The sequence below is a fragment of the Saccharothrix obliqua genome (assembly GCF_019375475.1).
Lineage (GTDB): Bacteria > Actinomycetota > Actinomycetes > Mycobacteriales > Pseudonocardiaceae > Actinosynnema > Actinosynnema obliqua.
This window is the reverse complement of the sequence record NZ_JAHXGQ010000001.1, coordinates 208,197-222,468: the sequence shown is the minus strand read 5'-3', so window position 1 is coordinate 222,468 and position 14,272 is coordinate 208,197. Positions and strand designations below refer to the sequence as shown.

The following is a 14,272-nucleotide window of genomic DNA, read 5'->3' as shown; positions in this document are numbered from 1 at the left end:
TCACTAGTTCGGAGCAGTGCGCGGTCAACCAGTCGAGGGAAATCCCCCCTTGACGCGTCCCGCCGGCTCAAGCGCCGCCTCCTACGGGACGACACCTTGGCAAGTAGGGAGGTGAGCGCGATGACCGCACTGCGACCCGAAGTCGCGGACTGCGACCGCGACAGCGGCTCCGTACCGGGCCGGGCGCCGGAGGGCACCGGCCTGGTCCAGCTGCACGAGTCGATCGCCGCGCTGCTCGCCTCCCGGGGGCAGTGGCGGCAGGCGTACCAGCACCTGCGCTCGGCGTTCGACCTGGTCTACGCGGACCAGGACGTGCAGCCGCAGGTCCCCGAGCAGCTCCGCCGCGAGGTGGACCGCCTGCGCCGCGAGCACGCCGAGGCGCGGGAGCAGAGCCTCCGCGACAGCCTGACCGACAGCTACAACCGCCGCTACCTCGACCAGCGGTTGCTGGACATGGTCGCCGACCACGGCTCCACCGCCGACGGGCTGGCCATCGCGTTGATCGACCTGGACTGGTTCAAGCAGGTCAATGACACGTTCGGGCACCTGTTGGGCGACCGGGTGTTGCAGCGCGTGGTCGAACTGCTCCAGGACGGCCTGCCGGAGGACGGGTTCTGCGCGCGTTACGGCGGTGAGGAGTTCGTCCTCGTGCTGCCCGGCGTGACGGCGGTCACGGGCGTGGAGATCGCCGAGGCGGCCCGGATGCGTGTCGAGCGTCACGCCTGGGCCGCGTTGGCACCCGGTTTGCGGGTGACGGTGAGCATCGGGTTGGCTTACGAGCCTCCCGCCGGGGATTCGCCGACGCGTCCCCCGGTCGCTCCCGATCAGCAACTGCTGCGGGCGGACAGCCTGCTCTACACCGCCAAGCAGTCAGGACGGAACGCCGTCGCCTACCGGGAGAACGGCCGGGTGCGCTTGGCGGGCGCCGCCGCGGGGCGGCGGGCGATCGCAGAACCGCGGGTTGCCGGTTACTGAGGTCTAACGGTTACTAGTCCGTTCGGGCGTAAGCCGTTGCGCGCAATCGAGTACCCACACCCCCGGTATCACCGGGAGTGGTCGTCAGGGCTGGCGGTCATCCGTAGTATCGCCGTGGCAAGTGACACGCCGTTGGTGCAACCAATGTGTCCTTGATGTCGTCAACTCGTGATGACGACCCGCTACTGACCGATTGCTGAAGGGAGACCGGGTGCCCGACGAGCCCCGCCGTGGCGGCCCCGGACCCCGAGGTGACCAGGCACCGCACGACGACCAGCCGACCGGCCGCAGGCGTCGTTCGCTGGAGGGCAGCGGTGGTCTGAGCGTCTCCGAGCTGCTGGAACAGCACAGCCGCACGAACCTCCCGCGGCCCGTGCCACCGGACGAGCGCAGACCCGAGCCCCCGGGCGCACCGCAGTCGTCCGGCAGGCGTGCCGCGCCCGACGAGCGCCCGCCGGCCGAAGACCCCACCTCCGCCGGCCGCCGGGCACGTCCCGAAGCCACCGGCCGCCGCGCGAGGCCCGACACCCCGCACGCGCCGGAGAACACGGGCCTCGAACCCACCGGCCGCCGCGCCGCACCGGGCCCGGCCGAGAGCACCGGCCGACGTGCCCGGCCGGACGACGCACCCGGCCGCCGCGCCGCGCCCGTCGACCCGCCCGGCCACGGCGAGCCCACCGGGCGGCGTGCCGTGAACGACGCCGGTCGCCGCGCCGCGCCGGGTCCGGCCGAGAGCACCGGCCGACGTGCCCGGCCGGACGACCACACCGGACGGCGGCCCCACCCCGGCAGCCCGGAGGACGCGGTCCGCCGGCAGGAGCCCGGCACCGGTCGGCGGGCACGTCCCGGCGTGCCGCCACCGCCCAACGGGGACGTCCGTCCCGACATGCGCCGACTGGGCGGCGAGGAAGCCCCCCGCAACGGCGTTCCGCCACGCGACAACGGTTTCGCGCCCGAGGACACCGGACGGCGGGCCGCGTTCCCGCCGGGGGACGTCCGACGTGGACCGGACGAGGCCGAGGGCACCGGCCGCCGGCCGCACCCGGCTCCGGGGCGGCGGTTCGCGGAGGGTCCCGAGGCGACCGGCCGACGTCCGCAGTCCCCGGACGGCCCGCGCCGCCTCGCACCCGACCACGGCCCGGACGGCTCCGGCCCCCGCCGGTTCCCGGACGGCCCGCCCCGCCGCCTCGCCGAGGGCGGACCCGACGGCAGCGGTCCGCGCCGGTTGGCCGAGGGCGTGCCGGGCAACCACCCCGACGCACCGCGCCGACCGGTCGACGGCGGCCCCGGCCGCGTGCCGGACGGACCCGACGTCCCGCCCCGGCGCGTCACCGAACCCGGCCGCCGACCGACCGACGGCCCCGACGCCGGCCCTCGTCGCCTCGCGGAAGGTCCGGACTCCGGTCCCCGCCGCCTGGCCGACGGACCCGCGCCGGACCCGCGCCGCCTGGCCGACGGGCCCGAAACCCCGCCGCGTCGTTTCGCGGAAGGCCCGGACGTGCCCCGCCGCCTGGCCGACCCCGACACCGGACGACGGCCGGTCGCGGGCGGCCCGGACGGCAGCGGGCCCCGCCGGCTCGCCGACCCCGAGGACGGTCCCCGCCGCCCGGACGCCCCCGACGCACCCCGTCGCCCGGTCGACGGCCCCCGCCGGCCCGTGGACGCCCCCGATGGGCCGCGTCGCCCTGCGGACGTGCCTGACGGACCGCGGAGACCCGTGGACGGCCCGGACGGTCCCCGACGCCTCGCCGAAGCCCCGGACGGGCCCGCACGGCGGCCGGAAGGCGGACCGGACGGCAGTGGGCCGCGTCGTCTCCCCGACGCGGAGGGCGACCAGCCCGCCGGTGGCATCTCCGGTCGGCTGGGCGCACCACGCGACCAGGTCGACCCGGCGAGCCTCACCACCGAGATGGAGGCCATCAGCGACGACGTCAAGAAGCGTCGCGAGGTCGACCACACCCTCGCCCGTTTCTCCGCGGTGCACGACGAACTCGCCGAGCAGGAGCGCCTGCGCAAGGAGCGCCGGCAGAAGCTCATGCCGTGGAAGAGCGACCACGACGAGGACGCGACGGTCTACACGTCGTCCGTCGAGGACGACGACGAGGACACGCCCCGTCGACGCGTCCGCACGGTCAAGCACAGCAAGATCGTCCGCGTCATCAAGGTCCTGTCGCTGACGGCCGCCGTGCTGGTGTTCGTCGCGACCGGCCTCGGGTGGGGCGCGCGGATCTACGTGGACAGCAAGTTCACCGAGATCGAAGCGCTCACCACGGACTCCAAGGCGGTGCACGAGGCCGAGAAGCAGTTGGGGGACGAGAACTTCCTCATCGTCGGCTCCGACACCCGCGCGGGCGCCAAGCCGCAGGACGGCGTCGGCGACGAGGGCGCCGAGCCGGGCGCGCGGTCCGACGTCCTGATGCTGGCGCACATCCCGGCCGACCGGAAGCGGGTCGTCGTGGTGTCCGTGCCGCGCGACCTGGTGATCACGCGGCCCGAGTGCGAGAAGTGGGACTACACCACGGGCCAGTACACCGGTGAGGTGCTGCCGCCCGTCCAGGGCGTGAAGTCCAACCAGGCGTACGCCGACGGCGGCCCGAAGTGCGTCAGCAAGTTCATGACCGAACTGACCGGTTTGGACATCAACCACTTCATCTCCGTCGACTTCAACGGTTTCAAGGACATGGTCGACGCCATCGGCACGATCAAGGTCTGCGTGCCGAAGGTGATGGACGACGGCGAACTCGGCATGATCTTCGACAAGCCGGGCCAGTACGAGATCGACGGCCAGAAGGCCCTCGACTACGTGCGCGCCCGCCACGTGAAGGTCGAGGAGCTGGGCGACTACGACCGCATCACGCGGCAGCAGAAGTTCCTGTCCTCCTTGCTGCGCACGGCTTTGTCCAGCGAGATGCTGCTGAGCCCGGTCAAGCTCAACGCCTTCCTCAACGCGTTCGCGTCGGCCACGGTGGGGCAGAACATCGGCGTGAACGACATGTTGACGCTCGCGCAGTCGATGCAGGGCCTCGAAGCCGGGCGGGTCAGCTTCATCACGGTGCCGCACTACACCGACGAGGGCCCGACGAAGTCCAACGACGACAACCTGGAAATGCTGAAGCTGGACGAGACCAAGGCGTTGTTCCAGGCGATCATCGACGGCACGCCGCTGCCGGGCGAGGCGCCGGACGCGGACGCGCCGCCGCCGGCGGGCGAGAAGAAGCCCGCGGGTCCCAAGCAGGGCAAGGTGATCGACCCCAAGGGCGTGAAGATCCAGGTGCGCAACGGCGACGAGGGCAACCCCGGCGCGGCCACGCGGGCCACGAACGCGTTGACGGAGCTGGGTTTCGAGGTCGTCGACCGGGGCGACGCCGCTCCCGCCGGCAAGACCATCATCAAGTACGGCACGGGTGGCGAGGACGCGGCGGCCACGCTCGCGGCGGCGGTGCCGGGCGCCACGCTGGAGGTCGACGAGACGCAGGGCGGCGCGGTGACCCTCCTGATCGGTCCCGGCTGGGACGAGAAGGTCAAGGGACCGGGCAGCGGCGCGGCCGAACCGGGCAAGGCGACGCCGCCGCCGGACCTGCCCGTGGTGAACGCGGCCAAGGACCCGTGCGCCTGACCGTTAGGCCATCTGGACGCCCCGGGTTCACCTCCGGTTCACCCGGGTATGTCGCTACAGCGACAACCTGCACGTAGGCTGACGCCCATGCGTGAGGCCTACCACGACCAGCTCGGACAACTCGCTGACCAGCTCGCCGACATGTGCGGGATGGCCGGTGTCGCCATGGAGCGCGCGACGTCCGCGTTGCTCCAGGCGGACCTCGGGATCGCCGAGCAGGTGATCGGCGACGACGTCAAGATCGACGACGTCCGCGCCAGCATCGAGGAGCAGGCGTACGCGCTGCTCGCCCTCCAGGCGCCGGTCGCGACCGACCTGCGCATCGTGCTCGCGGTGATCCACGCCGCGGAGAGCGTCGAGCGGATGGGCGACCTGGCACTGCACGTGGCGAAGGCCGCGCGCCGCCGGCACCCCAACCACGTGCTGTCGGACACCGTCGAGCCGTACTTCGCCGAGATGGGCCGCATCGCGGTGCACCTCGCGCAGGAGGCCACCGACATCATCCGCACCCAGGACGTCGAGCGCGCGCGTGCGCTGGAGGACGCGGACGACGCGATGGACGACCTGCACCGCCACCTGTTCACGGTGATCATGGACAAGGAGTGGCCGCACGGCGTGCCCTCGGCCGTGGACACCACGCTGCTGGGCCGGTTCTACGAGCGGTTCGCCGACCACGCGGTGTCGGTGGCCAAGCGGACGGTCTTCATCGTCACCGGCCGGATGCCCGGCTACGGCGGCGACCTGGAGGACTGAACCGCTAGGAGAGCAGGCCGTTCAGCTCCTGCGCGAGCTGGGCGGCGATGCGCGCGTTGTCGGCGGGTGCGTGGGTCAACCACTTCCGGCCGTCCTGGCCCTGCCTGGTCTGGGCCAGGTACCGGCCCTGGTCGTTGTCGAACCACGCCACCTGCGGTGCACGCGTCTCCCGGCCGTGCCGACCGCGGACGGTGACCCCGAACTGGCCCGCGCGCAGGCGCGGGCGCTCGAACGTGGCCTCCAGCGCCCGGATCTGGCTGCCCGCGCTGGAGTGCGGTGCCATGGCGCGGGTGAACGTGGCGTCGCCGAAGTCGTCGTCGCGGCGTGGTGGGGGCGGCGGTGCGGACGTCGGCACCGGCACCGTCACCGACTGGCCCGGACCCGGCTTGCTCGGCGGGATCAGGTCCACGACGGTGCGCAGCAACGCCGACGACCGCATGGTGTCGACCTTGAGCTGCCGGTCGTCCAGCACGGCAAGCACCGCCAGCTCACCACGCGCGCCCGCGCGGGCCAGCAGTTGGCGTGCCACGTTCTCCGCGTCCAGCGACGCCACGGCGTTGAGCGAGAACTCGAAGCGCACCAACAGGTTCAGCGCTTCCTCGACCTCCGCCGCGACCCGGCCGCGGCGGGCCAGGCCGCGTGATTCCAGGTCGCGGTAGACGGCGTTGCGGATACCGCGCCGCTCGTCGATCGTCTGGCCCAGGTAGGGGAATTCGAACGGGTAGGGGCGGCTGCCGAGCTTCAGGTCTTCCCAGAGCATGTCGGCCGCCGCGTGGGACAGGGAGAACGAGAACACCGTCACCCGCCGATGACCGGGGGCGCGACCATCGTGCCGTCGCCGAAGACGTCCTCGGTTTCCACCAGGTACGAGGCGGACTTGTGCTCCTTGTCCTCTTCGCCCTGGCCACGGCCGGCACCGGCGCCCATGCCGCCGCCCATGCCCGCGCCGCCCATGCCGCCGCGCGCGCCCGCTGCGCCACCGAGACCACCGCCGCCGGACGGCCCGAAGCCACCCGCGCCGGACCGGCCGGCCTCGCCGAGCATCCCGGACGTGCCACCGGGTCCGAACCCGCCGCCCCGTCCGGCCGCCGCCATGCCGCCCGGACCGCCCGCGCCCGGGACACCGCCCAGGCCGCCACGTCCGCCGCCACCACCGCCACCGCCGCCACCGGGCATCCCGGGTCGCCCGCCACCGGGGAGGCCGGGCGGACGGCCACCGGGGCCGGGTCGGAACGGCGGGTTGGGCCCGGGTCGGGGACCGGGGCCGGGCACGGGGCCGGGCGTCCAGTTGCTGCCACCCGGGCCGGGCCCCTGACCGGGGCCGCCGCCGGGGCCGGGGCCGGGGATCACCGCGGGGCCGCCGGGCGTCCAGCCGGACTGGTTGGTGTTGCCACCCGAGCCACCCGAACCGGGTCCGGGCAGACCCGCCACACCCGTGCCGCCGGTCCCGTTGCCGTTGCCCGTGCCCGTGCCGCCTGTTCCTGTTCCGGTGCCACCGGTTCCACCCGGACCGTCCGGAATGGACGGACGGCCGCCGATGCCGGGTTGGTTGGGGTTGTTGCTCGAATCCCCGCCGCCGGCGTCCATCGGGGGCGGGGGCGAGAAGGCGGGCATGGTCGAGCCGGACTGCTGGAACGAGGTCGACATGTCCGTCATGACCTCGGCCGCGCGCTCGTGCGCCTGCTGCTTCTCCTCGAACTTCTGCTCGATCTTGTCGATCGTCTCCGCCCACTTGAACGGGTTCGGCTCGGCGAAGAACATCTTGTAGGCGTCGGCGGTGCTGAACTCCACCGGTTCCGGCATGTTCGACTTGGCCGCCTCCGCCGCGCGGCTCTGCTCGTACAGCTTGTTGCCGGTCAACTGCGCGCCCTGCGCCGCGTTGCCCGACCAGGTCGCCATGTTGGTGAAGTAGCCCTGCGCCGCGGAGGCCGCCTCGCCCTGCCAGGCGCCCTTGCTCGCCTCGGTCGCCTTCGACAGGTTGTCCTGGAGGTCGACCAGCGTGTTCCCGATCTTGGTCCACGCCTCGCCCTGCTCGTTCGCTGAGCTGGGGGCCATGTTGTCGGTGACCATCGCCTTGAGGCTCTCGTGCGAGTAGCCCATGTAGTGCGACCCGGCCGTGGACATCGGCGGTCGGTAGTTCTCGACCACCTGCTCCAGGTCCTGGCGCTGGTTCTGCTGGTACTGCGCGGACTGCACCTTCCAGCGGAGGTAGTCGTCGATCGTCGCGAACCGGCCGAAGAGCCCGGGGTTCTCCCGCACCGCCTTGTCGTACTCGGCGCGCAGCTCGGCGTCGTTCTCGCCGGCGTAGACGACCTTGGTCGCGTTCGGGTTCTGCGACTGCGGGTTGGGCGGCGTCACGGCGCTACTCCCTCCGGGGTTCGGTGCTTACGCGGGCAGCTTCGGTTCGACAGCGGTGGCCAGGCTCCTGGCGGCCTCGCACGCCTCGTCCGCGGAGGCGGTCGACGAACCGGTGAAGTCGACCCGCGACTTCGCCGTGACCGCGACCGCGACCAGGCAATCGGTCTTGGACAGCACCGCCTTCACACGCTTGGCCTCGTGCTTGCCGATCTTGATGTCGGACGGCTGGGCGTGCTCGCCGAGCGCCACTTCACTGATGCCCTGCGTCGGACGGGTCTTGATCTGCACGGTGGAGGTCGTCTGCCCCCAACGGGCCGAACAGGAGTCGCCCGGTTCCTCCTCGATCTCGGACAGGCCGAACTGACCCGAAACCGCCTTCAGCTCGGCACAGGCGTCGAAGTTCTCCAGAGCGTTGCCGGCCGCGGCGGAGGAAGTCGTCCTCGGCGACGACTCCTCCGAGGTGGTGGTGGAGCCCGCCGTCGCCCCACCGGGCGTCTTCTCCGAACAACCGGCCACAGCCAAGCCCACCAGCGCGACCGACACCACGGCGCGGGCCAGCAGATTCCTGGTCAACTGAATCCCCATCTCAGTAGCGCTTCAAGCCATCGGCCGCAGCGTCATCGACTTCGCGGTAGTTCTCGACCGCCTTCCGCAGTGCGGCTTTGGCGTCCGACAGCGCTGTCTTCAACTCGTCGATCGCGGGAACCATCCCCATGGTGCCCGCACCACCTGTCGCGCTCTCGACGTTGTAGCGGGACATCGACTGCGCGTCAGGGCTGGTGCCGAGCTGAGTGTCCTGCTGGAGGGTCGCGAGGTTCGTGTTGAGCCTGTTCAAGTCCACCTCAGCGTCCTCGATGGCCTTGATGTACGCCTCCGCGCCGGACTGGCTGATGGCGAAGGAGCCGGACTCCGCGGCTTGCTTGAGTCCCTGCATGTTGGCCGTCATGGCGCGCATGGACTGCGCGCTCCACGCTCCCTCTGGCGGCACCACCACTACCCCCTGCGATCATGCGTATCCCACCGAGCACCGTACCGCGCACGTCAGGACATGTCCTCACTATGACGGTGCCCGCCTACCCCCGGTTCCCGGCGACACACGCCGCGTGCCCGACAGCACGCACCAAGAGTGTCCCGGCAACACCGCCGAACGGGGCGAAGCTGCTCCGGCGTGTCGGGAGCAGCGCTTTACCCGGGCAGGCTCGGTTCGGTGGCAACCGCGAGCTTGTCCGCCGCGCACGCCCCGTCCTGCGAAGCGTTCGCGATGCCCACCACATCTACCCGGGACTTGGCGGTCACCGTGCACGAGCTGCCCGCCGCCGGAGCGGTGACGCGCCGGGCCCGGTGTCCACCGACCGTGATGTCGGAGAACGTGGAGTTCGCACCACCCACTGGGCTTCACAGCCGACCACCGCGGTGAGTTCCGCGCACGCATCCCACTTCGTCAACTCCCCGGCAGTCGAAGGCGGAGGTCCGCTGGAAGCGGTCGGGTCATCGGCGGACGGCCGCACGAAACGGGAAGGGCCTCCCCGCGAAGCACGGGGAGGCCCTCACCAACCAGCGAGGATCAGCCGAAACGGCCGGAGATGTAGTCCTCCGTGGCCTTCTGGCTGGGGTTGGAGAAGATCTTCTCCGTGTCGTCCACCTCGATCAGGCGGCCCGGCTGGCCGACACCGAGCAGGTTGAAGAACGCCGTCTGGTCGCTGACCCGCGCGGCCTGCTGCATGTTGTGGGTCACGATGACGATCGTGTACTCCTTCTTCAGCTCGGTGATCAGGTCCTCGATCGCCAACGTGGAGATCGGGTCCAGCGCCGAGCACGGCTCGTCCATCAGCAGCACGTCCGGCTGCACGGCGATGGCCCGCGCGATGCACAGGCGCTGCTGCTGACCACCGGACAGGCCACCGCCCGGCCGGTCGAGGCGGTCCTTGACCTCGTTCCACAGGTTCGCCCCGCGCAACGACCGCTCGGCCACCTCGTCGAGCTTCTTCTTGTTCCGCTCACCCGCGAGCTTCAACCCCGCCACCACGTTGTCGCGGATCGACATCGTGGGGAACGGGTTGGGCCGCTGGAACACCATGCCGATGGTCCGCCGCACCTGCACCGGGTCGACGGTGGACGCGTAGATGTCCTCCCCGTCGAGCAGCACCTTGCCCTCCACGCGGGCGCCGGTGGCCACCTCGTGCATCCGGTTCAACGACCGCAGCACGGTGGACTTGCCGCAACCGGACGGGCCGATGAACGCGGTCACGTTCTTCGGCGGCACGGCAAGCGAAACCCCGTCGACGGCGTGGAACTTGCCGTAGTACAGGTTGAGGTCCTTCACGTCGATGCGCTTGGCCATAACCGCCCGCTCACTTGGTCTTCGGGGCCAGCCACCGCGAGATCACGGTCGCCAGCAGGTTGAACAGCGTGATGATCAGGACCAGGGTGATCGCCGCACCCCAGATCCGCTCGAAACCGGCCTGCGTCGGGTTGTTCCGCTCGGTGGCCATCAGCAGCGGCAGCGACGCCATCGGCCCGTCGAACAGGTTGTAGTTGATGAACGGCGCGTACGCGGCCAGCACCAGCACCGGCGCGGTCTCGCCCATGACGCGGGCGAGGGCCAGCATGACACCGGTCAGGATGCCGGACAGGGCGGTCGGGATGACGATCTTCACGATCGTCTTCCACTTGGGGATGCCCAACGCGTAGGACGCCTCGCGCAGCTCGTCCGGCACGATCTTGAGCATCTCCTCGGTGGTCCGCACGATCACCGGCACCATGAGCAGCACCAGCGCGAGGGACACCGCGAAACCGCTGCGGCCGAAGCCGAACGTCGTGATCCACAACGTGTAGACGAACAACGCGGCCACGATCGACGGCACACCGGTCAGGATGTCGACCATGAACGTGGTGGCGCGGGACAGCTTGGACCGGCCGCCGTACTCCACCAGGTAGATGGCCACGAACAGGCCGATCGGCACGGACAGCAGGCCGCACACGATGCCCTGCACCAGGGTGCCGTAGATGGCGTGGTACACACCGCCGCCCTGCTGTCGGGAAAGCAGGCCGGACAACGACTTCTGCCACCAGTCGGGGTCGAGCACGACGGGCAGGCCGCGCTGCACCACGGTGTAGAGCACCCACACCAGCGGCACGATGGCGACCGCGAAGGCGAGCCACACGAGCCCGGTGGCGATCCCGTTCTTGATCTTGCGGCCGGTGCTGACGCTCTGGAACGTCGGCGGCGTCGCGAGGCGGTTCAGGTCCGCCGTCTCGGTCGTCATTCGTACTCCTTGTGACCGGCGACGATGGACCGGGCGATGGCGTTGACCACGAAGGTCAGCACGAACAGCACCAGGCCCGCGGCGATGTAGGCGCCCGCCGAGCGCGGGTCGTTGAACTCCGGCGCGGCCAGCGCGATCTTGGACGCGAACGTCGCGCCGCCGTCGAACAGGCTCCAGCCGAACGCCGCGTTGGTGGCGCTGAGGATGATCATCAGCGCGATGGTCTCGCCGAGCGCGCGGCCGAGGCCGAGCATCGAGGCGCTGACGTAGCCGGCCTTGCCGAACGGCAGGACGGTGGTCCGCACGACCTCCCACTTGGTGGCGCCCAGCGCGATGGCGCCCTCGATGTGGGCGGGCGGGGTGCGGTCGAACACCTCGCGGCTGACCGCCGTGATGATCGGCAGGATCATGACCGCGAGCACGACGCCCGCCGTGAAGATGGTGCCGCCCAGCTCGATGCTGACGTTGCCCTCGGCGAACAGCGGGAACCAGCCGAGCACGTCGGTGAGCCACTCGCCGACCGGCGTGAGCACCGGCGCGAGCACCAGCAGGCCCCACAGGCCGTAGATGATCGACGGCACGGCGGACAGCAGGTCGATGACGTACGCGAACGGCCGGGACAGCTTGCGCGGCGCGTACTGGGTGAGGAACAACGCGATGCCCAGGGCGATCGGCATCGCGATGAGCAGCGCGAACGCGGACGACACCACGGTGACCAGGAGCAGGTCGAGGATGCCGAACCGCATGTTGTTGACGTCGCCGGTGGACCACTCACGGCTGGTCAGGAAGCTGACCTGGTCCAGGGCGAGCGACGGGATGGCCTGGAGCAGCAAGAACAGGCCGATGGCCCCGATCAGGACCACGATGAAGATGCCCGAACCGGTGGCGAGACCGCGGAAGATCCGGTCGCCCGGCCGGACGTGGGGCGCGTTCTGGTCGGCTTCCGTGGTCGGGGGAATCGGAGCCTCCGTGGCGGGTCGAGCGGCGGGAACGCCCTCGCGGGCACCGGCGTCTCCGGTGCCCGCGGGGCGCTTGGCCACGATGCGGTCGTTCATCGCTATGGCGTCGGCGGTGTGGTCGCCGGCCTGGTCAGGCGATCGCCTTGATGGCGGTCAGGAGCTTGTCCTGGAACGCCTTGGGCACGGGAGCGTAACCGGCGTCGGCGAGACCCGCCTGGCCGTCGGTGGCGGCCACGGTGAGGAACGCCTTCACGGCCTTCGCGGTGTCCGCGTCGTAGCCCTTGGAGCAGACGATCTCGTAGGTGGCGAGCAGCAGCGGGTAGGCGCCCGCGGTGGTGGTGCCGTAGATCGAGTCGAGGTCGAGGACCAGGTCGTTGCCCTCGCCCTTGATCTTCGCGCCGTCGATGGCCTTGCCCACGGTCTCGCTGGTCAGCTCGACCGCGCCCTGGCCGGCGTCGATCTTCGCGATGGACAGCTTGTTGTCCTGCGCGAACGACAGCTCGACGTAGGTCACCGCGCCGTCGACGGAGGCGGCGGCCTGCGCGACACCGGCGGACTTCTCCTTGCCCTCGCCGACACCGCCCTTGAACTGCTTGCCGTCGCCCTGGGTCCACGCGCCCTTGGAGGCGATCTTCAGGTACTTCTGGAAGTTGTCCGTCGTGCCCGACTCGTCGGACCGGTAGACGACCTTGATGTCCTTGTCCGGCAGGGTGGCGCCGGAGTTGAGCGCCGCGATGGCCGGGTCGTTCCACTTCTTGACCGCGCCGTTGAAGATCTTGGCGGTCACCTCGCCGTTGAGCACGAGGTCCTGGACGCCGTCGAGCTTGAAGCCGACCGCGACCGGGCCGAACACCAGCGGCAGGTGCCAGGCCGGGTTGGTGGCGCAGCGCTTGGCCGCGGCCTCCACCTCGCCCTTGTCCTTGGACAGCGGCGAGTCCGTGCCGCCGAAGTCCACCTGGCCGGCGTTGAAGTTCTTCACGCCGCCGCCCGAGCCGGACGGGTTGTACGCCAGGTCGGCGCCCGCGCACTTCTGCTGGTACGCCTGGATGAACGTGTCGATCGCGTTCTTCTGCGCGGAGGAACCCTCTGCGTTCAGCTTGGCCTTGCCGCCGCACTCGACGTCCACGCCCGGCGCCGAGGCGTTGGGCGAGGTGCCGCCGGCACCGGGGGTGTTGTTGTCGCTGCCGCACGCGGTGAGCAGAAGCGCACCGGCCGCGATCAGGCCGACTACGGCGCCGTGCCGCTTGGTCTTCACCTGGGTCCTCCACTGACAGAGCGGATTTCGACTGCGGCGCATCTCGCCGCTCGACACGGACGGTAGGCAGCGAGGGTGGACAAGCGCCCAGGAGCAGATGAACGAGAGGTGAACTCCACACGGGAGGTGACTAGTCACACCGCCATTCGGGTTGCAGCGTGACCTGCACGTTTGCGTGACGTGACGGGTTTGTCACTACTTGGCGTACTGGGCGTCGGAATCCCAGCGCTCGAATCCCAACCGCGTGTACACGCCCAGTGCCGCAGCGTTGTCGGCCTCCACGTACAGCATCACCTCGCGCACGCCCGAACGGCGCAGGTGCGCCAGGCCCGCGAGGGTCAACGCCTTGCCCAGTCCGCCGCCCTGCGCGTCCGGGTCGACGCCCACCACGTAGACCTCGCCGAGTTCCGGCGTGTGCACCTTGGTCCAGTGGAAGCCCAGCAGCCGGCCGTCGGCGGACACGGCGAGCAGGAAGCCCGCCGGGTCGAACCACGGCTCCTCCTCCTTCTGCCGCACGTCCTCGATGCTCATCGCGCCCTGCTCGGGGTGCCAGGCGAACGCCCGGTGGTTGACGTACACCACAGCCGCCTCGTCCCGGCCCGGCTCGAACGCGCGCAACGACACGCCCTCCGGCAGCACCGGCTCCGGCAGCGCCTCGTCCAGCGGCCTGCGCAACCGCAGCAGCTCGCGGACCTTGCGGTAACCCAGCTTCGCGGCCAGCGGCTCGACGCCGGGCAGCCCGCCGTGCGCCCACACCCGCAGCGGCCGGGCGCGTTCGGCGGCGGCGGTGACCAGGGCCGTGCCCACGCCGCGCCGGCGGTGCTCCGGGTGCACGGCCAGCTCCGCCACCTTGTTGTCGTCGGCGTCGCCGAGCAGGTCGAGGTGGAGGTAGCCGACGAGCGTGCCGTCGTCGGCACGCGCCACCAGGTGGTTGCTGCCCCGCGCGCCGGGCCGCAGCCGCAGCAGCACCTGCTCGCCCACCGGCGCGACGCCGTCCGCGCGTTCCGCCGCACCGAGCAGTTCCGCCACCTCGGCGACCAGCTCCGGGGTCGGCTCTTCCCACCACGTCGTTTCCACGGGACCGAAACTA

Annotated in this window: 12 protein-coding genes; 3 read left to right on the top strand and 9 right to left on the bottom strand. The window is 71.1% G+C overall.

Annotation, left to right across the window (positions count from 1 at the left end; all coding sequences use genetic code 11):
• Nucleotides 1-120: 120 nt before the first annotated feature.
• The 3 genes from KZQ38_RS01155 (at nt 121) to phoU (ending at nt 5,344) form a co-directional block, all read left to right on the top strand.
• Complete coding sequence (locus tag KZQ38_RS01155) at nt 121-975, top strand: GGDEF domain-containing protein (RefSeq protein WP_219437497.1); 855 nt, start codon at nt 121-123, stop codon at nt 973-975.
• A 211-nt stretch (nt 976-1,186) separates the two neighbouring features.
• Nucleotides 1,187-4,591: an LCP family protein gene (locus tag KZQ38_RS36855; protein ID WP_219437495.1), complete on the top strand. Its 3,405-nt coding sequence runs from the start codon at nt 1,187-1,189 to the stop codon at nt 4,589-4,591.
• Between the two features lie 87 nt (nt 4,592-4,678).
• The gene (phoU, locus tag KZQ38_RS01145; protein ID WP_219437493.1) at nt 4,679-5,344 is read left to right on the top strand and encodes a phosphate signaling complex protein PhoU; all 666 of its coding nucleotides are present in this window, start codon (nt 4,679-4,681) and stop codon (nt 5,342-5,344) included.
• Nucleotides 5,345-5,348: 4 nt separating this feature from the next.
• Here phoU and KZQ38_RS01140 read toward each other — a convergent pair whose 3' ends face one another.
• From KZQ38_RS01140 to mshD, 9 genes are all read right to left on the bottom strand, one after another.
• The gene (locus KZQ38_RS01140; RefSeq protein ID WP_219437491.1) at nt 5,349-6,146 is read right to left on the bottom strand and encodes an ESX secretion-associated protein EspG; all 798 of its coding nucleotides are present in this window, start codon (nt 6,144-6,146) and stop codon (nt 5,349-5,351) included.
• Complete coding sequence (locus KZQ38_RS01135; RefSeq protein ID WP_219437489.1) at nt 6,143-7,702, bottom strand: hypothetical protein; 1,560 nt, start codon at nt 7,700-7,702, stop codon at nt 6,143-6,145. Before KZQ38_RS01135 ends, KZQ38_RS01140 begins: the two co-directional genes overlap by 4 nt.
• Nucleotides 7,703-7,729: 27 nt before the next feature.
• Nucleotides 7,730-8,275 carry a DUF3558 family protein gene (locus KZQ38_RS01130; RefSeq protein ID WP_219437487.1) on the bottom strand — a complete coding sequence of 182 codons (546 nt, stop codon included), beginning with the start codon at nt 8,273-8,275 and terminating at the stop codon, nt 7,730-7,732.
• Nucleotides 8,276-8,288: 13 nt separating this feature from the next.
• Entirely contained in the window at nt 8,289-8,657 is a 369-nt protein-coding gene (locus KZQ38_RS01125; protein ID WP_257900557.1) for a hypothetical protein, read from the bottom strand.
• Between the two features lie 609 nt (nt 8,658-9,266).
• Nucleotides 9,267-10,043, bottom strand: a complete 777-nt coding sequence (gene pstB, locus KZQ38_RS01120; RefSeq protein ID WP_219437485.1) for a phosphate ABC transporter ATP-binding protein PstB — start codon at nt 10,041-10,043, stop codon at nt 9,267-9,269.
• Between the two features lie 10 nt (nt 10,044-10,053).
• Nucleotides 10,054-10,968, bottom strand: a complete 915-nt coding sequence (pstA, locus tag KZQ38_RS01115; RefSeq protein ID WP_219437483.1) for a phosphate ABC transporter permease PstA — start codon at nt 10,966-10,968, stop codon at nt 10,054-10,056.
• Nucleotides 10,965-12,023 carry a phosphate ABC transporter permease subunit PstC gene (gene pstC / locus KZQ38_RS01110; protein WP_257900556.1) on the bottom strand — a complete coding sequence of 353 codons (1,059 nt, stop codon included), beginning with the start codon at nt 12,021-12,023 and terminating at the stop codon, nt 10,965-10,967. The genes pstA and pstC overlap by 4 nt, the downstream gene beginning before the upstream one ends.
• 34 nt (nt 12,024-12,057) lie before the next feature.
• Nucleotides 12,058-13,182 (bottom strand): phosphate ABC transporter substrate-binding protein PstS, encoded by a 1,125-nt coding sequence (gene pstS, locus KZQ38_RS01105; RefSeq protein WP_219437481.1) that lies wholly within the window; start codon nt 13,180-13,182, stop codon nt 12,058-12,060.
• 195 nt (nt 13,183-13,377) lie between these two features.
• Entirely contained in the window at nt 13,378-14,259 is an 882-nt protein-coding gene (gene mshD, locus KZQ38_RS01100; RefSeq protein WP_219437479.1) for a mycothiol synthase, read from the bottom strand.
• Between the last annotated feature and the right edge of the window lie 13 nt (nt 14,260-14,272).